The sequence below is a fragment of the Emticicia agri genome (assembly GCF_004168285.1).
GTDB classification, from domain to species: Bacteria; Bacteroidota; Bacteroidia; order Cytophagales; family Spirosomataceae; genus Emticicia; species Emticicia agri.
Window position 1 is genome coordinate 33,109 of sequence record NZ_SEWF01000005.1, and the last position, 23,781, is coordinate 56,889.

Annotated in this window: 20 protein-coding genes and 13 tRNA genes; 10 read left to right on the forward strand and 23 right to left on the reverse strand. The window is 38.1% G+C overall.

Features of this window, described 5'->3' with window-relative positions:
* Nucleotides 1–647 precede the first annotated feature (647 nt).
* The 21 genes from EWM59_RS04330 to EWM59_RS04415 form a co-directional block, all read right to left on the reverse strand.
* A tRNA-Asp gene (locus tag EWM59_RS04330) sits at nt 648–719 on the reverse strand.
* Nucleotides 720–870: 151 nt separating this feature from the next.
* Nucleotides 871–2,391 carry a TROVE domain-containing protein gene (locus tag EWM59_RS04335; protein ID WP_130019728.1) on the reverse strand — a complete coding sequence of 507 codons (1,521 nt, stop codon included), beginning with the start codon at nt 2,389–2,391 and terminating at the stop codon, nt 871–873.
* Between the two features lie 156 nt (nt 2,392–2,547).
* Nucleotides 2,548–2,619: transfer RNA gene (locus EWM59_RS04345), tRNA-Met, on the reverse strand.
* 87 nt (nt 2,620–2,706) lie between these two features.
* Nucleotides 2,707–2,780, reverse strand: a tRNA-Lys gene (locus EWM59_RS04350).
* Nucleotides 2,781–2,800: 20 nt separating this feature from the next.
* Nucleotides 2,801–2,888: transfer RNA gene (locus tag EWM59_RS04355), tRNA-Ile, on the reverse strand.
* Nucleotides 2,889–3,023: 135 nt separating this feature from the next.
* Nucleotides 3,024–3,113, reverse strand: a tRNA-Lys gene (locus EWM59_RS27545).
* 118 nt (nt 3,114–3,231) lie between these two features.
* A tRNA-Asn gene (locus tag EWM59_RS04360) sits at nt 3,232–3,304 on the reverse strand.
* A gap of 205 nt (nt 3,305–3,509) precedes the next feature.
* Nucleotides 3,510–3,582: transfer RNA gene (locus EWM59_RS27550), tRNA-His, on the reverse strand.
* 187 nt (nt 3,583–3,769) lie between these two features.
* Nucleotides 3,770–4,084, reverse strand: a complete 315-nt coding sequence (locus EWM59_RS04365; protein WP_130019729.1) for a hypothetical protein — start codon at nt 4,082–4,084, stop codon at nt 3,770–3,772.
* A gap of 403 nt (nt 4,085–4,487) precedes the next feature.
* Nucleotides 4,488–4,546, reverse strand: a tRNA-Thr gene (locus EWM59_RS04370).
* A gap of 439 nt (nt 4,547–4,985) precedes the next feature.
* Nucleotides 4,986–5,504: an endonuclease V gene (locus EWM59_RS04375; protein WP_130019730.1), complete on the reverse strand. Its 519-nt coding sequence runs from the start codon at nt 5,502–5,504 to the stop codon at nt 4,986–4,988.
* Between the two features lie 44 nt (nt 5,505–5,548).
* A tRNA-Arg gene (locus EWM59_RS04380) sits at nt 5,549–5,620 on the reverse strand.
* Nucleotides 5,621–5,715: 95 nt separating this feature from the next.
* A complete protein-coding gene (locus tag EWM59_RS04385; protein WP_130019731.1) occupies nt 5,716–6,504 on the reverse strand; it encodes an ATP-grasp domain-containing protein in 789 nt (262 codons plus the stop codon).
* Between the two features lie 56 nt (nt 6,505–6,560).
* Nucleotides 6,561–6,633 (reverse strand) — tRNA-Phe (locus tag EWM59_RS04390).
* Between the two features lie 112 nt (nt 6,634–6,745).
* Nucleotides 6,746–6,827: transfer RNA gene (locus EWM59_RS27555), tRNA-Tyr, on the reverse strand.
* Nucleotides 6,828–6,835: 8 nt separating this feature from the next.
* Nucleotides 6,836–6,912 (reverse strand) — tRNA-Leu (locus tag EWM59_RS04395).
* Between the two features lie 12 nt (nt 6,913–6,924).
* Nucleotides 6,925–7,022 (reverse strand) — tRNA-Ser (locus EWM59_RS27560).
* An 80-nt stretch (nt 7,023–7,102) separates the two neighbouring features.
* On the reverse strand, nt 7,103–7,771 hold the full coding sequence (locus EWM59_RS04400; RefSeq protein ID WP_130019732.1) for a hypothetical protein: 669 nt from the start codon (nt 7,769–7,771) through the stop codon (nt 7,103–7,105).
* Nucleotides 7,772–7,805: 34 nt separating this feature from the next.
* On the reverse strand, nt 7,806–8,807 hold the full coding sequence (locus EWM59_RS04405; protein WP_130019733.1) for an RNA ligase (ATP): 1,002 nt from the start codon (nt 8,805–8,807) through the stop codon (nt 7,806–7,808).
* Between the two features lie 20 nt (nt 8,808–8,827).
* Nucleotides 8,828–10,120: a PcfJ domain-containing protein gene (locus EWM59_RS04410; RefSeq protein WP_130019734.1), complete on the reverse strand. Its 1,293-nt coding sequence runs from the start codon at nt 10,118–10,120 to the stop codon at nt 8,828–8,830.
* 915 nt (nt 10,121–11,035) lie between these two features.
* Nucleotides 11,036–11,710, reverse strand: coding sequence for a ClpP family protease (locus tag EWM59_RS04415; RefSeq protein ID WP_130019735.1), 675 nt, complete (start codon nt 11,708–11,710; stop codon nt 11,036–11,038).
* 343 nt (nt 11,711–12,053) lie between these two features.
* On the opposite strand from EWM59_RS04415, the gene EWM59_RS04420 reads away from it, so the two are divergent.
* The 5 genes from EWM59_RS04420 (at nt 12,054) to EWM59_RS04440 (ending at nt 16,917) form a co-directional block, all read left to right on the forward strand.
* On the forward strand, nt 12,054–12,443 hold the full coding sequence (locus tag EWM59_RS04420) for a helix-turn-helix domain-containing protein (RefSeq protein ID WP_229239276.1): 390 nt from the start codon (nt 12,054–12,056) through the stop codon (nt 12,441–12,443).
* A 91-nt stretch (nt 12,444–12,534) separates the two neighbouring features.
* Complete coding sequence (locus EWM59_RS04425) at nt 12,535–14,139, forward strand: sensor histidine kinase (protein ID WP_130019737.1); 1,605 nt, start codon at nt 12,535–12,537, stop codon at nt 14,137–14,139.
* Between the two features lie 21 nt (nt 14,140–14,160).
* Nucleotides 14,161–15,705, forward strand: coding sequence for a serine hydrolase domain-containing protein (locus tag EWM59_RS04430; protein ID WP_130019738.1), 1,545 nt, complete (start codon nt 14,161–14,163; stop codon nt 15,703–15,705).
* 51 nt (nt 15,706–15,756) lie between these two features.
* The gene (locus tag EWM59_RS04435; RefSeq protein WP_130019739.1) at nt 15,757–16,446 is read left to right on the forward strand and encodes a LytR/AlgR family response regulator transcription factor; all 690 of its coding nucleotides are present in this window, start codon (nt 15,757–15,759) and stop codon (nt 16,444–16,446) included.
* 87 nt (nt 16,447–16,533) lie between these two features.
* Nucleotides 16,534–16,917: a DoxX family protein gene (locus EWM59_RS04440; protein ID WP_130019740.1), complete on the forward strand. Its 384-nt coding sequence runs from the start codon at nt 16,534–16,536 to the stop codon at nt 16,915–16,917.
* Nucleotides 16,918–16,923: 6 nt separating this feature from the next.
* Here EWM59_RS04440 and EWM59_RS04445 read toward each other — a convergent pair whose 3' ends face one another.
* Together EWM59_RS04445 and rpmH are read right to left on the reverse strand one after the other, a co-directional pair.
* Nucleotides 16,924–17,271, reverse strand: a complete 348-nt coding sequence (locus EWM59_RS04445; protein WP_130019741.1) for a ribonuclease P protein component — start codon at nt 17,269–17,271, stop codon at nt 16,924–16,926.
* A gap of 167 nt (nt 17,272–17,438) precedes the next feature.
* The gene (gene rpmH / locus EWM59_RS04450; RefSeq protein ID WP_116985206.1) at nt 17,439–17,594 is read right to left on the reverse strand and encodes a 50S ribosomal protein L34; all 156 of its coding nucleotides are present in this window, start codon (nt 17,592–17,594) and stop codon (nt 17,439–17,441) included.
* A gap of 113 nt (nt 17,595–17,707) precedes the next feature.
* On the opposite strand from rpmH, the gene EWM59_RS04455 reads away from it, so the two are divergent.
* The 5 genes from EWM59_RS04455 to gpmI all read left to right on the forward strand — a co-directional run bounded on the left by EWM59_RS04455 (nt 17,708) and on the right by gpmI (nt 23,780).
* Nucleotides 17,708–19,129 carry a M61 family metallopeptidase gene (locus tag EWM59_RS04455; protein WP_130019742.1) on the forward strand — a complete coding sequence of 474 codons (1,422 nt, stop codon included), beginning with the start codon at nt 17,708–17,710 and terminating at the stop codon, nt 19,127–19,129.
* A 61-nt stretch (nt 19,130–19,190) separates the two neighbouring features.
* The gene (locus EWM59_RS04460; RefSeq protein WP_130019743.1) at nt 19,191–20,837 is read left to right on the forward strand and encodes an amidohydrolase; all 1,647 of its coding nucleotides are present in this window, start codon (nt 19,191–19,193) and stop codon (nt 20,835–20,837) included.
* An 89-nt stretch (nt 20,838–20,926) separates the two neighbouring features.
* Nucleotides 20,927–21,436 carry a low molecular weight protein-tyrosine-phosphatase gene (locus EWM59_RS04465; RefSeq protein ID WP_130019744.1) on the forward strand — a complete coding sequence of 170 codons (510 nt, stop codon included), beginning with the start codon at nt 20,927–20,929 and terminating at the stop codon, nt 21,434–21,436.
* 143 nt (nt 21,437–21,579) lie between these two features.
* Nucleotides 21,580–22,122 carry a HEAT-like fold family protein gene (locus EWM59_RS04470; RefSeq protein ID WP_130019745.1) on the forward strand — a complete coding sequence of 181 codons (543 nt, stop codon included), beginning with the start codon at nt 21,580–21,582 and terminating at the stop codon, nt 22,120–22,122.
* A 119-nt stretch (nt 22,123–22,241) separates the two neighbouring features.
* Nucleotides 22,242–23,780 (forward strand): 2,3-bisphosphoglycerate-independent phosphoglycerate mutase, encoded by a 1,539-nt coding sequence (gene gpmI, locus EWM59_RS04475; protein WP_130019746.1) that lies wholly within the window; start codon nt 22,242–22,244, stop codon nt 23,778–23,780.
* Nucleotide 23,781 lies beyond the last annotated feature (1 nt).

Below are 23,781 nucleotides of genomic sequence, written 5' to 3' on the forward strand. Positions count from 1 at the left end.
AGGTTTAAATTTTGTTGTTCTGACTTAAAGAGTAAGATTTTTTAGTTAGACAAGGCGTATTTTGCAGATGTAGCCAGCAGCTACATCGAAAAAATACAACGCAGTATAATTAAAAAAGATACTCTTGCAGGTCGAATAATAAAGTTTAAACCTGCTCGCCCCTATCCGATTCATTGAAACGGAAATCAGATTAAGATAGACTTTGATAACTGGTTCAATAATATTGGGCTATGCTATAATTCTAAAGTGTCTGTCTCTCGTAACCACGAGACAGCTACCTTATTATATATATAGCTGTATGGCATTGAAGCAAATATCTCTGTCTATCGGTATCCTCTTCTTTGCAAGTCTGGACTGAACTGTGCTTTTGCGAAGGTAAAAACACCCGAATAGTTTCAGACTGATTCAATTGTTGATCTAAAAAATGGAGTGAAGTCCATTGTGTTTGCCATTACACCACAAGCCCTTACGAACTTGGCAGGATTCGAACCTGCATGCTGTCCAACGCATTCATTCACAGTTAAACGAACCAAATGAAACGTCGACAGAACGTATAGAAAATTTATAGACAGCATATTAGCAGCTATTGCTCCAATACTATGGGGCTATACAGAAACCCTCACCAGGTTCAATAAATATTTCTATAGCGGAACATACGAGAATCGAACTCGTGACTCTACCGTGACAGGGTAGCGTGATAACCATTTCACCAATGCTCCATTAAATTTCTATTGAGGAACATACGAGAGTGGTACGCCACCCCGGTCGAACTCGTGACTCTACCGTGACAGGGTAGCGTGATAACCATTTCACCAATGTTCCGTTGAAATTTCCGGGTCCGGAAACCAGACCCGGAAAGTGACTCTAACCCTAAATCTCAATTTTATTAATCTCAGCAATAGCATTACTTCCTTCTTCGATAGCTGCCAGAATATCGAAGATTTTATCTGACCAACCAGCCATCAGAAATACTGAACTCTCGTCAACGGTGTTAACAGGAGTATTTCCGTAACCAGCCAGGTCAAACAGGTACAGACGAGCATTAGGTGCCATTCTTTTGTATTCAGCCCATGCTTTGTCAATCGGGCTTCCGCCGTTACTATTCCACAGCTGACAGTCAGTGAAAATCATGATTTTATCGACTACTTTTTTACGGTTAATCAAATCCTGAATTACCAGATGTCCGTTGGTTGAGTAACCTACTTCTCCCTCACGACGGTGGAATTCCATCACGTTTGCAAGAATATTGTTTTTAGGCATATTGATAATTTTCCAGATATCTCCAAACATACCGCTTACGACATCCTGACAACGGTTTTGCAGCAACATGGCCAACATCAAACCGATATCGAAGTTCTGAACGGTACTTTTTGCAGAAATTACCCGCTGCATTGAACCTGATACGTCGGCAGCAATTACCACACGGGTACGTGCATCGAAACCACGGATATTGTTAGCTGAATGTTGAACGGCAATTTCCAGTGCACTCAGAATATTGCTTACTCGTCCGCTGTTCATTTTCATTACTTCACGGTAAGCTGACAGAAAACGGAAAGGAAACTGTTTTGCATTAGCTACTGCACGAGCATTGCTCAAAGTAGCGCATACTTTTTCGATAGCTTCCTGGTTCACATTGGCTTCTATAATGTTGCGCAGGTTACGCAGCATAGCCATGTATCCCAGTTTTCCATTCAGAATCAAATTTTCCCATGCCTGTGCTTTTGCATCCAGTTTATCAGTTTCTGAGTCAAAATCGTTTTGACCAACTGCTGACAAAGTAGTTTCCCAGGTTTGCGCTACAGCCAGTTCATCTTTAGCAATTTTATTGAAAATCACTTGCTGTGCTTCATTTTTTGCTTTTGGGTGAACCAGAAACAGAGCATCACGCAGTTTTACATCAGTACCTGTACGATTATATTTGCTGAACTGGTATTCATCAAATTTATTGAAAGCATCTGCCAGACCTTTCTGAATCTGTTTTGACAAACGGTTCAGTTTTTTGGTTTCTTTACGCTGGTTAGCCATCTGGTAACAGGCCAGCAATTCGGTAATTTCATCAGCACGCTGAATTACACGACCAACTGTACGGCTTACGAGATTATCACCTTTATGCATTTGAGCCAGTTCAGTCAGCAATACCAGAGGCATTGAACGCAGGTACATTTTTTCACGGGCATATACAGCCAACTTTGCCACAAATTGCGCATCATTTTTACGGATGAGTGTCTGAATACGAGTAAGACGGTCATCAGCTTTTTCGTAAAAAGTATCTGACAAAATACTGGTTACTACACTGGTGTATAGTTCCATAGCGGGAGTAAGTGTATAAGCTTTTGCTCCTGCATGGTTGATAGTTGTATTTTTTTCACGATTCAAAATATTGAATTTCATGATTGAAAAAATTTTGTTTGAATAACGCCATCTCAGAACCGTTCTGAGAGGAAGTAATTGATGCACCAAACTTGTAGTCTGAGAAGGATTCGAACCCTCGACCCGTTTCATGTAAAAAAACTGCTCTACCTCTGAGCTATCAGACTAAATAAATTGTAGTCTGAGATAGAATCGAACTATCAACCTGTTCCTTATGAGAGAACCGCTCTACCATTGAGCTATCAAACTATTTCAGGGCTATAAACGAAAAGAGTCAACAAAGTTTAAAAGTCGAAGTAACTCTTATCTACGGGGACGCCCAGTCGGCACCTGATGTTACTCTGGTCGGACTCGAACCGACGGCCCCTAGCTTAAAAGGCCAGTGCTCTAACCAACTGAGCTACAGAGTAATAAAAACAAATGACAATTGTAGTCTGAGAAGGACTCGAACGGCGGCGGCCGACCGTCTTCGACCTGTTCCGTATCAGAGAACAACTCTACCACTGAGCTATCAGACTAATTCAAGGCAAAATCGAAAAGAGTGACGGGGCATGTCAAAGTCAGAATCGAACTGGATAGCCTTGCTGATTTTACAACTTCGCTATTCCTCCCCTATTTGCGGACGAAGTAACTCTTCTCTACGGCACTTGATGTTACTCTAGTCAGGCTCGAACGGCAGCGGCCGACCGTTGACGACTCCCATCTTAAAAGGATGGTACTCTAACCAACTGAGTTACAGAGTAATAATAAACTATTTAGTAATCGGATAAGGACTTGAACCTCAATCTTCGGGGCCAAATCCCGAAATCTTAACCAATTAGACCATCCGACTGTATAATCACAGCATTGACGAAAATCTTGCTACCTCAGTTGGCTTTGAACCAACGACCGTCACCTTAACAGGGTGCTGCTCTACCGACTGAGCTATGAGGTAATTCTAAAATGAGGGCAACAGGCAAAAAGTGTATTTAAGGATTCGAACCTTTCAGAATTTCTTCTGGTCACCAAGCGAAGTAACACTTATTTACGGGAACGCCAAGTTGGCACCCCATTTTACTTGATATAGACTTTGGTTACAAGCTTAGTCACAGCGTTTTGCCTAATCAAGTCATTAATCAAAGCTTTGCATAGCCTTTGATTGGTTGCGATATGAGATTCGAACTCATCTTAACGGCTCCACAAACCATCGTGTAAACCACTACACTAATCGCAACATTTTAAAAATAAGCAAGGTAAATAGCGACGAGAGAACATTTAGTGCTCTAACCACCTGAGCTAATAGACCTAAATCTATGCAGGACTCGAACGGCAGCGGCCGACCGTCTGCGGCCTCTGCGTTATTAGTGCGAAGTAACTCTTATCTACGGGGACGCCTAGTCGACACTCACTTATTTTTAATTTATATACTCGGATATTGTTTATCCATCTCATCAATGACTGAATAAGGACTTCCGCTTTCAATCAAATGAATATTTACAAATCCGTTTTCGGGCTTAATGATAGAATTATCCTCGGTAACAGAACCTGTATGTTTTCCTGCTCCTTTCTTATTCTCTATATTACCTGTACTCGGATTATAGCTTCCCCAATCTGCCATTCTTCCGTTGCCAATAGGTTCAATATAATATTTTCTACCTGTTCGGAACGAAGTGACAATATGTCTTCCGGTTTCTTCAGAATTCACTAAGAAATATCTGATAACATCATTTTTCATTGTCTTAATTGTTAAAAATCTAAAATACTAAGTACTCGGTACGGGGGTGGTCCGCCACCGCGGTTGAACCCGTAATCTCCACTGTGAAAGAGTGGTGGCTTAACCAATTTGCCCAACCGAGCGGATTAATCAAGGTAACAAGCGAAAAGTCTGCTATGGGCTCATCTTTCATGAGCACGGTTGCGTCTTGAATTTCGACCACTGTAAGTTTTTTACAGATAGGATTTGTGCCTTTCGGCAACTACCTATATCTCAACCCCGGAACGAAGTATGACTTCTCTACGACACTTGATTTTACCCGATACAGGCATTAGTCACAGCATGCTGCCCAACCGGATAAATTTTCAAACATTCATAAACATTCAAAATAAGCAAGGTAAATAGCGAAAAGAGCACATAAATTGGTAGGATTTGAACCTACTGCCTTTAGATTACAAGTCTAACGTTCTAGCCATATGAACTACGAAGTAACCCTTATCTACGACACTTGCTTGTCTGGGTAGCAAGATTCGAACGGCAGCGGCCGACCGCTTGCGAACCGGTGTATCCAAAACACCGTTGTATAACCATCTGCATAACACCCAGATTTTAAAAGAAGGCAAATGCCGAAAAGAGACTATTACGTTGCTCTACCTGACTGAGCTACTGCCTGAATGAAACTTTAGTCAGGCAGGTCAGATTCGAACTGACGACACACGGCTCCTGAAGCGAAGTAACTCTGTTCTACGGCACTTCTTTTTACTTTTATTATTATCAAAGAACTTAATTATCAAATTGATACTACAAAGTTTCGAACACACTACGCAGCCTTTTTGCGTAGTAAAAAATATTTTTTCACAATTATTACAAATTGCTGATAGTCAACAACTTGTAAGTTAAAATATTTTTCAGGAAACTATTTTTATTCTGCTATAACCATATCACTTTTCGTGAAGTTGTCCAGTTCTTTCAGCATAGTCGGGAAACGATAATCACCAGACATACTTTTTACCATAGCTGCAGCCTTTATCAAATCTTCTCCCATAGCTGTAATGAACAAGGGTTTCTGGCTTGTGCCCCTGAATACCTCGGCCACGTATTTTTTATTATTAGCAAAAGAAGTTTTAGCAACACCAATTACAGGAACCTTGATAGGTAGTGCTTCGTATAGATGAGCTCCCAAGCCAGATTTACCTTCATCGTCCAGAAACACATATCCATCTACTATAATGTATTTCAGTTGTGTCAGATCCAAATCTGCCAGAATATCCATAATACATGGCAACTCTCTTTTATAGAATGCCCCGGGCTCATATTCGGCTATATCATGTCTGTATTTTTCAATTTTCCGGGCATATGTAGCATCAGTCCATTGATTGAAAACCAAGCCTACTATTTTGGCTCGATTCTGTTCATAAAAAACATCTACTGCGAGTATCATTTTTTGTTTGTTTAAGATGTAAAGTAATAAATTTTCATAATTTGATGCCGGACAAGGAGTCGAACCTTGGTCTTAACGTTCGTATCGTTATGTCCTTCCAATTGAACGACCCGACATTTTTTAGTCAGCAAAACTACAATTAATTATGCCCTATTTTTGTGTGCTTTGCGTTTCAAGCCAGAGCATTTACTTATAAATCAGCTAAAAAAGTCTATTGATTTATCCAATTCACAGCATACTTTATAAATGAATTATTGATAAAAGGGAAAACTGTTATATTCGGAATATGATTAACTTCTAATAAATACTTATTTTTATCTGAAGAAATCATATAATCAATACCTACAATCTCTAAATCAAAATACTTAGCAATGTTTCTTGAATCATCTAATAACTCACCATCAATAGGCATTTGTCCGGATTGCTGATGATGGAGTGATTTTTTCCAGTCATCACCTTCTAATTTAATCTGCCAGGCTTCATTGCCAATGAGCATGATTCTCACTGCTTCTCCTTCAATAAAGGGTTCAAATAAAGTAGGCTCTGAAGTAAGAAAATCTGACTCAACTAATTCTTTATTTTCTCCACAATGCCAATTTCCCCACTTTGCTACAGTTGTTTCTTGTACTTTCCAGTTTTCTGCTTTGATAGACATTCCTCGTTTCAGGTTCTTAAACCGGGTCGCCTTTAATGACCTTACCAGACCTGAGTGTCGGAGGCGTAAATCCATCATTGCAGAAGGATTGGGTAAACACTTACCGCCCCATAAAGCCAAAAGTGTAATAAAATCATAGTCATTTTCAAAGATTCCATGATAAATTACTTTATCTACCTTTAAATACTTGTCAGGATTAAACGCACTTTCAACATATAAATCGCTTTCTATCAATTTTATATTTGGCAGAAAATCGTAAGAAACCAATAAACATTCAGCATGATTACGAATGTAGTTTACTTCATTCTCTTCCAAACCAATAGTCAGTAAGCGTTCTTTTTCCATCGTTGTTAGTCGTTTAGCGATTTCCTAAATCTTATTAAGTAATTTTCACTTTTCAGTGGAAAAAGTAAGAATCGAACTTACATCTTTAGTGTTTCAGACTAACGCCTTGACCAACTCGGCTATTTTTCCATAATAGAATCACCATTTTGCACAGAGCAGAAGAATCGAACTTCATTCACGAATGAACCACTTGTTTAGCAAACAGTCCCCAGCCCAGCAGGAATTACTCTCTATTATATTGTGGGAAAAGTGCGAATCGAACACACAAGGCAATTGCAACGGTTTTACAGACCGCCCCGCTTCCACTTACGGACTATTTTCCCTTATTATTTGGTAAGCATGATTGGATTCGAACCAACACTTAGCTGCTTCTGAGACAGCTCTCTCTTCCGATTGGAGTACATGCTCATTTAATTTTTGCGGAGGCAATAGGAATCGAACCGCGCGGCGACCGCCCATAGTATCTTTCGATATTACTCGCTTTCTAGGCGAGTTCCTCGTCCATTCGGGCTACCTCCATTTTGTTATTTGCATGGAGCAGGAGCATCAAGCAACTCCTGTCACCCTCCACGCATATTGTGTTGATTTAATAGAATTACTACATAAAATAAGGCGTAAAATCCCCTTGGGTACAGCCCGGCACGGGTATCAGATTATCTCCTTTTATATCGCAACCTTCTATTTTAGTCAGCGATTGGTGCCAGGTTCTGGTATATTGCTTATCTATTTTAGCTACCTCAACCAATAAATGAAATCCGCCTCGTGTTCTCAATACTGTCAGGCAATCTTCATTAATGTATTGTTTAACCTCTGTCAAAGTTTCCGTAATAGCTACTTTGTCAAAATCAAGGTCAAAATATACTTTTCTGCTACACGATTTTTGTATCTCCGATAATACCTCCTGATGCGGATTGTATCCGTTATACTCTTTGGTAATCAGTTCTGCAAATCGTATCAACGAGTTCTTACACGCCTTCTCCATATCACGTGGATTAACACTGATATACAATGCCAAAGCCTCTTGCGGAATACCTACACCCTTGTATTTATACGTACCCAATTCACATTCCAGTTGTTTCACTTTGTCATAGATAAAATCTTTGGTAGCGGTAAATCGCTTCACCTGTGCTTTATCGCTTCCTACTGCCTGGTGATACTTGTTGCGGGCTAATAATGACACATAATAAGTTTCATTTCTTTTAAGCTCCGGCAACCAGTCAATAAAGTTGAGAAAAAGCTCTTCGTTTCTGATAATCTGGTAGTTCATACGGGTATCATGATAAATTGTTAATCACCATATTTCAATAAAACTCAGGATTAATGGCTTTGAAAGAAATACGTCCGTGTCCGCCCAAGTCTTTGAGTAACCATTTATCAAACTTCTCATTCAATAACCTGATTACAATCCCCTCTGCCCAAACCTCTGCCTGAACTTTTGACTTAATCTTGGCCATTTCAACCAGTTCAGTGATACTATCTGATAAATGATAATTATCATTTAATACTGGTACTGGTTGTAAATCCAGTTGTTTCATTAGCTTCATAAAATCGGCATAAGAAACATACTCAAAGGTATCAATATTAAAAAGGTTGAAAAAGAAGACAGTTTGTCCTTTTATTTTCAATCTATTGTACTGAATCCCCTCTCCTACCAATTCCCCTTGCAAAGCATAGTTTCCACCTAATGACCTTATTTTTTCTTCGATATTCAGCGCTTTTGCTACTTTCCAGAAAGTATTTTCGATGTTTTCTTCTATTTCAAGATTTCTTGAACAAACACCAAACTGACCATCTTTTAAGTAATAAGTTGCTGAACTACCATCTAATTTCTCAGTAATAAAGCAGCTTTCGCCTTTGTATTTGGTTAGTACATTTTGTAAAATCTGTACCCGGATTTCGTCAGTTTTCGGGATAAATGAAGGGAATCCTCCTTTCATGATACCCGCCAAACTGGCCGGGATTGGTGGTTCGTACTTGATAATCCCTAATGCCTCAGTACAGTCTGCCCCTTCCTCAATCTCAAAACCTTCCGGTAAAATACTCAACGGGAAACAGATACCCTGAGAAACTTGCCCCCTTAACCTGATAGTTTTAATACGAAAACTTTTTGCTTTTAAAAACTCAAACTCCGGTTTATCAGGGAGCAAACTGTCAATTTCACAATAGATACAAAAATCTCCTACGGCAAATTCACTTTTTTTAATCACAAGCTCCCAACCCAGAACTTTAGCTTTCAAGATATTATCGGCACCCTCAATTGGTTCTAATGCCATAATTCTTTGAATACTCGCTAACCTTCTCATTGTTTTATTTTACTTAATTGTTACAGATATTCATCTACTTTAAATCCATGTTTTTCGGCCCATTGGTTTAGTAAAACTGTTGCTTTTGCACCGATTGGTCTGTTGAAACGAGACTTAGCTTGTACTACTCGTTTATTCTTTACCTCAACATCTATGGTTGCGAGTCGTTCTACTTCAAATCCGCACTGATATTTTCTTAGTGAAACAATACTTGAGTTACCCTCAATACAATGTTGGGTATATGAGGCTACACAATTTCTCATTCTCATTCCTTCTGCTACCAGTTCTTCGTCTGAAGATAATTCAACTATTTTGTATTGAATTTCATTGTATCCTTTACCTTCACTAATCTCAAAAGGTTGGAAAAAGGCTGGTTTCCACTGCGATTGTGCCTTTGTACTTTGTGATTTTTTTAAACCCTCATTCCATCTTTCTGTCTGACGAATTAACGAACTTAAAGTTCTACCTTTTAGTGAATAGGTCTTATTCTGGTTGATTTCAAAGCGAACATAGTCTATCAGGTCTCCAATTTTCTTCTGGTCGAAATCGTCCCCTGCAATCAGAATTCTGATAAACGTTTCCCACAAGGCTTCGTCCCTTATTTCGTTTTGACCTAACCAGGAGTAGGCTAAGTTATAAGCCAGCATTTCATCTCCCCCTAAACCTATTACTTGTGCATATCTGAAAGCTTCAAAAACTCTGAATCCCACCAGGCTTTTGGTAAACTCAACTTTCATTTTCTGGCTGAGTGGTATGGCCGAACTAATGGCTTTGATACTACCGCCTTGTGCTAAGAAGATAAAATCTCTGATAAAGAAATAATCCTCCGGGTTGAAAAAAATATAATTCAAAAAGGTTGGGAAACGGTACTCTGCAAACAAATAAGCAATCAATTCTTTGAATTTCTGATGCTCACTCTTCATTTTAGGCTTCCATTGCTCCAGCGGACGAATCCATAAATTTCGATGTCTGGCAACTACAGTTAATGCTTCAATGAAATACATATCCCTGAACCATTTCGGGCACTTTTTTTCAAGCTGTTTTGTCAGGAAAACCAGATTATCAATCCAGGGTTCCATCACTATTCTTTTGTTTACGGCCTCATGCTGTGCCAGAAAGTTTGCAAAAAACTGAAATCTGTCGTTGTTTTGGTTTTCAGTTCTCAGATTTTTATTAAGTGCCTGATTAATAACCTCTAAGAAACTTTTGTTCAGTTTATCGGCCTGAAAAACCTTCTTTTTCAGAAGTGTTTCTCGCTCTTGTTTGTGTTGTAAAATTCTTTGGCGATCTTGTTTTGATATATGCTTGCCCATAATCGTTTCAATTTGATTTTTCTGAAATCAATCGGGCTCAAACAAAAAGCCCGACCTCGTTTGTGGCTGAGGTCGGGCTTCATGCAGTTATTCTGAACAGAACAAATTTATGTGCATAAATACTGATACCTCAGCCGTTTCCCCATATTCGGTTCTATCGTCCAATCCACAAATGACGCTCCGCCTAAATTTTCAATCCGGCATAGGAAGGTCGCCTTAAATCGTTTCGGACTTAGGGAAATACTTTGATGTTGATATGTATTTCTGATGAACATTAAAAAATTATTTTTTTAAAATTTTGATTCTATTAATTTACCTAAACGAATGGCTATTGCATTAAAAAAGCCCGACTTTCCTTGAAGGCCGGGCTTTGTATATTTTGGTGTAAAACTTCTACCTCAATTTACGTAAAGCCCAACAATTCCCTCTCACAAATGATAGCATATCTGCGCTATTAATCGGTGCTATGTGTTTTTCTGATTGGTACATTGTCTTCTTGTTTTTTGTGTTGCAAAGATAGCAGATTTTATTTTGTAACTTCCAAATATTTTTTGATATTTTTTTGAAATATTTTTTAACATATTGATAATCAAATATTTAAATCATTAAAATTCTTAAAAATAACTTAAACAAACCTTAAAATTCATTTTTCCCCATCAAACATCAATTATTCAGGGTCGAAATTGGGATGAGTATCGGCTTATTTAAATCACAGGATATAAGCTCTCTACCTAAGTACTTTCTCTTGAATATTATGATTAATTCTGATAAATAAAAGCAAAGCCCCAAAAAGAAAAAATTGAACTTTTCCAAGATTAAAACTCTCCAAAAATTCAGATTTAAGGCATAAAAAAAAGGGTCTTCCTATACCTTTTACAGTATAGAAAAACCCCTGATTTTAATCAGCTTTAATGCTTATTTTTCGCGTGTTAAAACCTCATCAATCAAGCCATAAGCTTTGGCTTCTTCAGCCTTCATCCAGTAGTCACGGTCCGAATCTGCCTCTACTTGTTCAACGGTTTTTCCGGTATGACTTGCCAGAATTTCATACAACTCTTTACGAAGTTTGATAATTTCTTTTACTGTGATTTCCATATCGCGTGATTGTCCTTGAGCTCCACCACTTGGCTGGTGAATCATGACACGGGCATGAGGTAAAGCCGAACGTTTACCTGCGGCACCACCTGCCAACAACACCGCTCCCATAGAAGCCGCCAGAGAAGTACAGATAGTGGCTACATCCGGGCGTACATACTGCATAGTATCATACATACCTAAGCCGGCATATACAGAGCCACCGGGGCTATTAATATACATTAATACATCTTTTTTCGCATCAACCGATTCAAGGAATAACAACTGCGCTACTACTACATTGGCTACATAATCATCTACAGCCGTACCCAGAAAAATAATTCTGTCCATAATCAGACGTGAGAATACATCAATGGCAGCGAAACGCATCGGGCGTTCTTCAATGATGTTGGGCGTCATGTTGGTAACATTGTGTTTCATGTAATCATCAAGTGCCAAACCACTCATACCGAGATGATTTACAGCATACTTACGGAATTCTTCTCCAAAATGCATTTTACAATCTTCTATTTAATTTATGTGTTTATTTATTATTCAACACGAAAGATAAGCGTGTAGTTCTCTATAAGAACTTTCTATATTTTCGTTTTGTTCGATACAAAGATGTCATTTCTTTCAGTAAATTGTAGTCAGAAATTCAGATATTTTATCAGAAAAACTGATTTTGCAATGCGAGTAGTTTAATAAGTCGTTTTAAGATAATATATTTATAGTTGTATAAACCCTTATCGTTGAACAGATTAGAGGTCAAAAATCGTTTATATACTTTAAAAGGCTTTTTATACTTTTTCAAGAAACACCTATTAAATTTTGGCAATTGTTTATGGAAATTAAAGCTATGAATATTGGAGAAAAAATTCGTCAGGCACGCTTGCAGAAGGGCTTTTCGCAAGAAAATATGGCCGATATGCTGGGTATTTCAACCACTGCCTATGGCGATATTGAACGCAATAAAACCGAACTGACTATTACCCGGGCTACAGAAGTAGCCCACATACTCAAGGCAAATGTATTAGAATGGTTGGGTGTTGAACTACAACCCGTAGATTTTGCTTTAGAAAAATTGCAGTTAGAAAATGAAAAATTAAAGGCCGATGTAGAAAAATGGCAATTAGCCGCTCACTACTGGCGCGAAAAATTTGAACAACAACGCCTGTTAGGCGATTTACTTCGCCTCGGTACGCAACAACCAGCGTCTCAGGAAGAACGCAAAAAGATAGGTTTCTAATAAATTCATCACATTTTCAGAGGGTTTCATAACATTATACCCTCAACCAATTGATTGAGCCATAGCTTTGTTGAAAAATTAAGAAAAAGCTATGCAATCATTTCAAAAGTTCAGGCGCTACGAGTTTTGGTTTATTCTTCTGGCATTTACCATATATATCACTCGTCGTTTGTTTCAATTGGCCGCCCGGTTCGACAGAGATGTCGAACTGGCAGAGCAATCTACTAAAAACGCCTCTGCCGATTTTCTGCCAAGAACCATACATAGTGTCTGGGAAAGTCTGGCTTCTTATAACCATGCGCTCAACACTATTTTCCCGACCATTGCCGGTGGGGTCTTGCTCTTTTTGGCCTGGGCTACTTTTCATTACATGGCTTTTCCAAGATGGAAATCAAAAGGACAAGAGCAGAGTTTGTTTTTTACTTACTTGTTTCTGACAGCTGTTTTTAGTCTGGCAAGTGTCTTCTTTTATGACTTCTTTAAACTCTACTGGCGTTTCAGGTTAGATAATTCAGGGCAAATCATTGACTTTAAAGTATACTCATTATTCCGCAAAGTCCATTTATTGAGTAATACTATTGCTTTACTGGCAATAATAGGCATCTATGAAATTACCTCACAGTTTTATTACTTTATCAAAACAAAGCTCTATGAAGAGCCTGAAAAAAATTATCAGTACCTCGACATTCTTTTGATAGTCTTCATTTTGTTATCTTTTCTCTTTTTTGCAGTATTCGGTCAATTACCTGTTAGTTTCTGGAATGGTGGCTTACGAGATGTGGTTCTTGTGCCTCTATTTTTAGGTATAGCTTATGGAGCGCATAAAATCTTTACAGAAAAAGTAATGCCTCACATATCGGCTCCTCACTCAAAAGAATTTTCAACAGGCATTACTCTATTCTTTTTAGTTTGTGGCATTGGTAGCTTCATTTTTCAGGTAGTTGAAATAGTATTTTGGTTATCAAAGGGCTTCTCAAGAATTGAATTCAGTATAAAGGACCTAGTAATCGTTTTTGTTTGGCTGGTGCTTTTATCTGTTATCGCAGCTTTCTTAAGGAGTGTCTTTTTCAAAGAGAAATTACAGTTAACTCAACTCTTTACTCAAAAAACGGCCGAACTTTCGTCGCTCAGGTCGCAGATAAACCCTCATTTTCTGTTCAATGCCCTCAATACTCTCTATTCAGTATCCTTGAAAGAAAATGCAGATAAAACGGCTGATGGGATTCAGAAATTAGGCGATATGATGCGCTTTATGCTCAATGAGAACAATCAGGACAGAATTCCGCTCAATAAGGAGATTGAATACCTGCAAAACTATATTGAGATTCAGCGAATGCGCATTGCTGAATCTGACAATATCGAAATCAAGATTAATATTCAGCCATCAGACAGAGATATTTTTATTGCGCCCATGCTCCTGAATCCATTCATCGAAAATGCCTTTAAACATGGTATCAGTTTCCGTAATCCTTCATGGATTTATATTACGCTGACATTTGATGATACCAGACTTTACTTTAAAGTTCATAACTCGCTTCATGCCAAATCTGAATCAGACCCAGAAAAAGATAATAACGGTATAGGTTTGGAAAACGTAAAAAAACGCCTCGACCTGATTTATAAAAACCGCTATGCGTTAGACATTCAGAAAAGCGAACAGGATTTCTTTGTTTCTCTTACTATTACTTATTGGTGATATTCTTAAAAAAATAGAATTATGAAAAAGCTATTTATTATTACTGTTATCTATTTTACTGCCTTTGCCAATACGCAGGCACAAAGTACTACCAACCAAAAGTTAGACTCCTTATTTACACAAATAACTAAAAATGGAGATTTTAACGGAGGTATTCTCGTAGCCGACAAAGGCAAAATTATTTATCAAAAAGGCTTGGGTTATGCTGATTTTGCGAATAAGATTCCTAATGAAGCAGATTCTCGTTTCAATCTGGCTTCTATTTCCAAAACTTTTACTTCTGTTGCTATTCTGCAATTGAAAGAGAAAAAGAAATTGAAGTTAGAAGATGCTTTTGTCAAGTACTTCCCTGATTTTCCTTTTCCGACCATTACCATCAAACATCTACTTTCGCATACGTCCGGTTTACCTGATTTAGAATTATATGAATCAGTAGTAAATGCCAAACCTGACAGCATTATCAGAAATCAGGCAATTATTCCTATTCTGAAAAACTGGAATCAAAAACTTTACTTTCAGCCGGGAGATAAATGGAAGTATTGCAATACTAATTACGCTTTACTGGCATTGTTGGTCGAAAAGGTAAGTAAGATGTCTTTTAAGAATTATCTCAGTAAGAATATTTTTGAACCTGCCAATATGCCTAATACATATCTGCGAATAGGTGCTATTGAGAGCCCTAAAAAGCAGGTAGTGAATCATCGACTGATTACCTGGTATGATGATACCTATAAAAACGTTGACTCAATCAGATTCGGAGGCATTAAATACTGTACTTATAACTGTGGCGGCACTTATGGTGATAGTAATATTATGACCACTACTGCTGATATGCTCAATTATGACCAGGCATTGTATAATGGGAAACTACTCTCACAAAATAGCCTGGATGAAGCCTTTACTCCTACCCGATTGAACGATGGAACTATTTATTATGACCCATTCGGTGATGAAATGTCTCAATTAGGAAAAAGTTCCTACGGTTTAGGCTGGGAGATTTATGAAAATGCCGAATTAGGCAAAGCTGTTAGTCATGGCGGGCATCTCTTTGGTCTGGCAACCCTTTTTTATAGAAATCTGAGTAAAAACCAAACGGTAGTTCTATACCAGAATGTAGAACGGGAAGGGCTTGCATTTTATGGCAAAGTACTTGCCTCTTTAGAGATTCTGAACGGTAAAACACCTCAGAAAATATTCTATAAAAAATCACTGGCACGCAAATATGGTTCTACGATGATGCATGAAGGCATTGACCGTGCTGTAACAGTATTCAATGATTTGAAAACTGATAGTACCAACTACTATTTATCAGAAAACGAAATGAACTGGCTGGGTTACGACTTTCTTTTCAATGCCAGACAAAAACAATATTCGCTCGAAACTTTCAAAGTCAATACCCTTCTTTTCCCAAATAGTTTTAATGTCTATGATAGCTATGCCGAAGCCCTCAATGCCAATGGCAAACGAGAAGAAGCTATTCTGATGTATCAGAAATCAATAGCCATGAATCCTGACAATAAAGGTGGCAAAGAAATGTTAAAACGCATTTTAGAAAATAAGCAGTGAAAACTTTATAAATTCATCATAAACCATATTTTTGTTTCTAAAAACCTGCTAATGCTAACCGCCATTGCCATAGATGATGAGCCTCGGGCTTTAGAAGTTATAGAGATTCATGCTGCCAGAGTGCCTTTTCTTGACCTAAAAGCTACTTTTACTGATGCTTTTGAGGCTATTCCCTATTTGCAGCAAAATAAAATTGACTTACTGTTTCTCGACATAAAAATGCCCGATATATCGGGCATTGAGTTTATCAATATTCTTCAGAAAGTACCAATGGTCGTGTTTACCACTGCTTATTCTGAGTATGCCGTCAAAGGTTTTGAGTTAGATGCCATCGATTATCTGTTAAAACCTTTTTCGTTGGCACGTTTTACCAAAGCCTGTAACAAAGCTTTAGAAATCAGTCAATTCACCAAAGAAGCCGCACCTGACTTCATATTTCTGAAAACCGGCTACGAAGAAGAAAAAGTTTTCTTTGATGATATTCTTTATATAGAAGCCGAAGGCAATTATATGTCTTTTATATTAAAGAATAAGAAACTTCTAAGCCGACAGAATATAAGCGAAACACTCAGTTTTTTACCTCCAAACCAGTTTGTCAGAATCCACCGTTCTTATATTGTAGCAATCAATAAAATACAGAAAATTACCCGTCAGGCAGTATGGATAGCAGGTAAGGAAATTTCGGTAGGCGCATCTTATGAAGACAGACTGCCCGAAATAAGAGAAAAACTTAAAAGCTGAATTTCAAAACTGGAAAGAGCGGTTTGATAAGACGAAAATTATCATAATTTTGTAAGATACGACAAAAAACCTTAAACCCTCTCCCAAATGAAAGAAGCCAATACTACCGGATTTGCCATTATCCGAATCATTACAGGTTTATTAATGGTCTATCATGGTTTTGAAATATTTGACAGTACCCAAATGCAGCAATATGCTTCATGGGATTCTATCAAAAACTTGCCGTTTCCTGCTTTCTGGGCTTATTTAGGCAAAGGAGCCGAATTAGTGGGTGGAATTTTATTAACTATTGGCTTCATGACACGCCCTGCGGCTATTATTATTGCGCTTACCATGCTTTTTATCTGCTTCAAAATAGGCAATGGGAAATTCTGGTACGACGCCCAACATCCTTTCTTGTTTGTGCTATTAGCTATGATTTATTTCTTTATGGGGCCGGGGAAATGGAGTATAGACAATAACAGGAAATAATTTTCCTTATAGCTTTTTAAGGCTGTTTTTCATTCCTTTTTCAATAGCAGCATAGCTTTCTATCACTTTACTTACATAAATAAAAGAAATGTAGTAAGGCTTAGCGAGCAATTCTTTATTCAGTCGGTAAGCTTCTTTCATGCGTCGGCGAATCAGGTTTCTGTCAACTGCATGTTTAAACTGACGTTTAGGTACTGAAAAAAGCACTTGTGTATTGGTTTCTTCCGATGGCTTACAGACAACCCTGATAGGATAGGCAAAAACTCCCTCGTTGGCAGAATTCTTTCTGTCAAAAAGACTGTTTATCACTTTCGTGCTACAAAGTCGTTCGTTTTTACTGAAAGTTTTCTTCACAAATGAATAAAACTATTTGAATACGCTCAGAGTTAATCTTATATAGTACTGATAGGTCTTTAATAAGAAAGCTAAACAAAAAAGCCACCGGATGGTGGCTAAAATATCTTGATTATGTCGCATTTACAGATTGTAAACTTTGAACTATCAAACTGCTAAAAACGAGATTATTTGTGTTTTTTCTCGTCAGAAACAGTCAATTTCCATCTGCCACGTGCACGACGTGCAGCCAATACGCGTCTGCCATTAGCAGTTTCCATACGCTCACGGAATCCGTGTTTGTTACGACGCTTTCTGTTTGATGGTTGGAATGTACGTTTCATTATATTTATTTATTTTTGTTCCTTTAATGCTCAATTATCCGTGCTTTTCATAACGGACTGCAAAAATACGTATTAATTTTTATAAAGCCAACACAGCGGCAAAAAATTGTTTCATGCACTATAAAATTTATTCCAAAGACCGAGCCTCACATTTTATTGACATAGAATGTTTTATTCATGACCTCACCACCGCTACGGTCGAATTACAACTACCTGCCTGGCGTCCGGGACGCTACGAATTACAACATTTTGCCAAGAACATTCAGCAATTTGAAGTTTTTGATGAGAACGGGCATAAACTATCAGCCAGAAAAATTACCAAAGACAGATGGGAGGTACAAACCAATGGAGCAACCAGCATTGTAGCCCGCTATAATTACTATGCCCAGATTATTAATGCCGGAAGCAGCTATGTGGATGAACATACCTTCTATGTAAACCCTGTGAATTTATGCCTTTATGCCGAGGGGAAGATAAATGAAGAATGCACAATAGAACTATATTTAAGAAATAATGAAAAAATTGCAGGAATTACCAATAGTAGCCCTGCAACGGAAAAAGGTGTCCATCAGCTTTATTTTAATGATTTTTATCATATGGCAGATAGCCCTTTTATTGTAAGTGCCACCCTAAAACATGATTTTTATAAGATAGGAAAAATAAAATTTCATTTATGGTTTGAAGGAAATTTTCAGCCTGATTTTAAGCGTATTAAATCAGACTTCAAGAAATTCACTCAGGAGCAAATCAATATATTTGGTGAATTTCCTGAAAAAGAATACCATTTCCTCACCTGGATACTTCCTATTCCCTATTATCATGGGGTAGAACACCGCAGCTCAACCATGCAGGTTTTAGGGCCTGATAGTCAGAATTTCGAAGAGTTATACATTGATTTATTAGGACTTGCCTCACACGAACTCTTTCATACCTGGAATATCTGCAAGATTCGGCCAGTCGAGCTACTGCCTTACGATTATACCAAAGAAAACTATTTTCCGACCTGTTTTGTAGCAGAAGGAGTAACCACCTACTACGGCGATTTAGTTTTGAGTCGTTCAGAAGTATTTGATGAAGCTCAGTATCTGAAAGAACTCGAAGTATGTTTCAAACGCCATTTCGACCATGCAGATAAAGCCTCTCAATCGCTCGTTGAGTCTTCTTGGGATTTATGGTTAGATGGTTACACGGCAAGCATTCCCGACCGTAAAGTTTCGGTCTATCATAAAGGAGCCATTGCGGCGCAGATATTAGACCTGCATATCAGAAAAGTATCTATCCATACACGCTCTTTAGATGATGTAATGAAACTGATGTGGGAACAATACGGAAAACCTTTTAAAGGATATTCCATAGAAGATTACCAGGCAATATGTGAAGAAGTTGCCAACGAAAAACTGGACTGGTACTTTGATGTGTGCATTAAAGGAAACGAATCTCTGTTCGATTTACTCAACCGTTACCTGCAATTGCTTGAGTTAGAATTGATTCGCAATGAAGAAGGTATTATAAGCCTCATAAGGAGAACAAATTAGGCTGATTGTTTGATAAATCGAAAGGCATTTTTATACTTTGCATAACAAACGAAACCATTGTATGATTTTCACTTCAAAAACATTTTTACTGAGTGTATTTATTGGGTTAAGCCTTCATTCTTCCCTATTAGCGCAAAAACAACAAGCTGATTTAATAGTACATAATGCGGTTGTTTATACGGTCAATAATCAGTTCAGTACTGCCCAGGCTTTTGCCATAAAAGGTGGCAAATTTATAGATGTTGGCAGTTCTAAAGATATACTGGATAAATACAATGCCACACAAAAAATTGATGCCAATAAAAAACCTGTATATCCGGGCTTTTATGACCCACACAGCCATTTTTTAGGCTTAGGACAAATGCTTAATCAATGCGACTTGGTAGATACCAAATCTTATGAAGAAATTATAGAGCGTCTGAAAAAATTTGCGGCAGAACACCCCGACCACCAATGGATTATCGGTCGTGGCTGGGACCAGAATGACTGGCCTGTAAAAGTTTTTCCAACCAAAGAATTATTAGACAAGGCATTCCCGAATAAACCTGTACTGCTCACCCGTATCGACGGACATGCGGCCATTATCAATTCAAAAGCCATACAATTAGCCAGAATATCTCCGGCCAGTAAAGTAGATGGCGGAGAGGTTGAGGTAATGGATGGACAATTAACGGGTATTTTAGTAGATAATGCTATGGGATTGGTGAGAAGAGTCATACCCGGCTCAACCCAGAAAGAAAAGCAGAATATGCTCTTGGCTGCACAGAAAGAATGTTTTAAATATGGCTTAACTACTGTTTCTGATGCAGGCATGAACCAGGATGATATTGAGTTGATAGATAAAATGAATAAAGCAGGAACCCTGAAAATCCGTGACTATGTCATGGTATCTTTAGGTATCCGTAATTTAGAGTATTTTATCAAAAAAGGCATTTATAAAACTGACCGCCTGAATGTACGTTCGTTTAAACTCTATGCCGATGGTGCCTTAGGTTCTCGTGGGGCTTGTCTCTTAAAACCTTATAGCGATGAGCCAGCCAAAACCGGATTTTTATTATTGAGCCCTGCCGAATTAGAAAGAAGCCTGACAGCTATCTATAATTCAGATTTTCAGGCCAATACCCATTGTATCGGAGATTCAGCAAACCGTTTGATTCTGAATATCTATGGTAAATTGCTGAAAGGAAAAAATGCACGTCGCTGGCGGATTGAACATAGTCAGGTAGTATCAAAAGAAGATATACCTAAGTTTGGCCGTTACTCGGTTATTCCTTCTATCCAGGCTACTCATGCCACCTCTGATATGTACTGGGCTGATGCACGTTTGGGTAAAGAACGTGTAAAAACAGCATACGCTTTTCAGGATTTATTAAAACAAAATGGAGTAATTGCTAACGGAAGTGACTTTCCTGTCGAACATGTAAATCCATTGTTTGGTTTTCATTCTGCAGTAGCCCGACAAGATGCAGAGAATTATCCCGAAGGTGGTTTTCAGATGGAGAATGCCTTAACACGTGAACAGGCATTAAAAGCCATGACTATTTGGAGTGCTTATGCCAATTTTGAAGAAAAAGAACGTGGAAGCATCGAAAACGGCAAAATGGCAGATTTTGTCATATTAGAGGCAGATATTATGAAAGAGCCTAAAGAAAAACTAAGAAATATAAAGGTCATCAATACCTTTGTCGGAGGAGAAAAAGTCTATTAAATATCTATTAAAACAGCCCTATAATTGGTTCAAAAGTACAACAAATAGCTAATTTTACACAAATTTAAATTTACACACACGTTAACGTTATGGTAAAAGTACTTTTTGTTTGTCTGGGCAATATTTGCCGTTCTCCGGTTGCTGAGGGAGTCTTTAACAACCTGATACAAAAACATAATTTAGCAGATAAAATCTCCTGCGATTCAGCCGGCACCAAAGGTTGGCATACCGGACAATTACCCGACCATAGAGCCATCAAAAATGCCTTGGATAATGGGATTGTTCTGACTCATAAAGGCAGAGAAATTCAAGTAGCTGACTTAGATAATTTCGACCATATTGTAGTAATGGACGAAAGCAATTTTAAAGATGTGTATGAATTATACTACCGTACAAAGCATACTACCCCATCAACAGAGAAACTCTTTTTACTGCGTGATTATGACCCCAAAGTAAGTGGCATCAAAGAAGTTCCTGACCCATATTATGGATCAGAATTAGACTTTGAAGAGGTTTTTCATATCATTCAAAGAAGCGGTAGTGCTCTTTTAAATAGCCTGATTGAAAAACATGGATTAGTGGAGGAAAGTATTGAGTGATTTAGTAAATAATCTCGAACTGTGATTTACCTGATTACTGGATTTCACTGATAAAAAAACTGATTTCAATTTATAATCAATGAAATCAGATTAATCAGTTAAATCATAGTTCAGACAATTAATCACTAATATTTTTATATACTATGCCCGATTTTCAGGAATTAGATATTGAAAATGAAATAAACAGAGAGTTCTCGAAAGAACGAGTAACTAAAATCGCCAGTTATATTGGTGCTGATACAGAACGCTTTGCTATTTTAATGAATATCTTTCTGAGAGGTCAGTATGTCAATACACAAAAAGCAGGGTGGATTTTAAGTGAATGTGCTGAAAACTATCCCCTGCTCATTATCCCTTACTTCAGGAATCTTATTCAGAAATTACAAGAACCCTTTGCCACCGACTCGGTTAAAAGAAATATTGTAAGGGTATGGCAGTTTGTAAATATACCCGACGAATACATAGACGACATCTATGATATTTGTTTTGGGTTTATCAATAGCCATGAGGCCATTGCTATCAGAGTTTTTTCAATGACAGTCTGTTATAATATTGCCAGGAAAATACCTGAACTCAGGCATGAATTAAGACTGACTATAGAAGACGTTCTGCTGAAAAATCAGGATGGCTCAGCAGCTATTATCAGCAGAGGCAATAAGATTTTGAAAGACTTGAAGAAAAAATAAGTACATTTGTGAGGTAAATAAACAAAGAAATTTATGAGACTTTCATGCGGTAATTATACCCCGACACATGAAAAGTTTCTAATAAAACTACCTTTATTTAGGTTCCGGGGTAAAACACTATGAACAAGAAAGTAATTTTAATAATCCTTGATGGCTGGGGAATTCCCAAACCTGGCGAAGAATGGCGCTCTGCCATCGATAGCGCTCATGTACCTTATTTCAGAAAATTATTAAAAGAATATCCACACAGCACTTTAGAGGCTTGTGGTCGTGCGGTTGGCTTACCCAACGGACAGATGGGAAACTCTGAAGTAGGACACATGAACTTAGGTGCCGGACGTGTAGTGTATCAGGAATTAGAAAAAATAAGTATAGCTGTAGAAGAAGGCAAATTAGCCAAAGAACCCGTATTAGTTGATGCCTTTGAATACGCAAAATCCAACAACAAAAAAGTACATTTTATCGGCTTGGCTTCTGATGGGGGTGTTCACTCGCATATTGAGCATTTAAAAGGTCTTTGCAGTGCCGCAGCAGATTATGGCTTATCAGAAGTATTTGTTCATGCGTTTACTGACGGGCGTGATTGCGACCCTAAAAGCAGCAAAGGGTTCTTAGCCGATTTGCAGGCGCATTTAAGCCAATCGACAGGTAAAATTGCTACTGTTATAGGTCGTTATTATGCGATGGACAGAGACAAACGCTGGGAACGTGTAAAAATGGCATACGACGTAATGGTAAAAGGAAGTGGTAACCTTAAAATCACTATCGACCAGTTATCAGATTCTATCCAGAATTCTTACGACCAGAATATTACTGACGAGTTTTTAAAACCGATGGTGATTACCGAAAATGGTGCGCCAATTGGTTTGATTGAAGAAGGCGATGTGGTAATGTGCTTCAATTTCCGTACTGACCGTGGCAGAGAAATCACAGAGGTATTGACTCAACAGGATTTCCCTGAATACGAGATGAAAGCCCTTAAACTCTATTACCTCACTATGACTAACTATGACGAGTCGTTCCATGATGTACACGTCATTTATGAGAAAGATAATCTGACGAATACTTTAGGAGAGGTTTTAGAAAGAGCAGGTAAAAAACAGATTCGTATTGCCGAAACTGAAAAATATCCGCACGTAACTTTCTTTTTCTCAGGTGGTCGTGAAGAGCCGTTTGCCGGAGAAAGCCGTTTGTTGTGTCCATCACCCAAAGATGTGCCAACCTACGATTTAAAACCTCAGATGGCAGCCTACGATATTGATAATACGATACTTCCTGAATTACAGAAGCATGAGGTTGATTTTGTCTGTCTGAACTTCGCCAATCCAGATATGGTTGGGCATACGGGCGTTTTCAGCGCAGTAGTTCAGGCAGTAGAAGCCGTAGATAAATGTCTGGAACAAGTAGTTGAAACGGCTTTGGCAAATGGTTATACTTCGATAGTTATAGCCGACCACGGCAATGCCGACTACATGATTAATGACGATAAAAGTCCTAATACGCAACACTCATTGAACCTCGTGCCGTGTATTGTAGTAGATAAAACAGACCGTTTTCAGGTAAAAGATGGCAAATTAGGTGATATAGCCCCTACTATCCTGACCTTAATGGGTGTAGAAATACCGCAAGAAATGACCGGAAATGTATTAATTTCCTAAA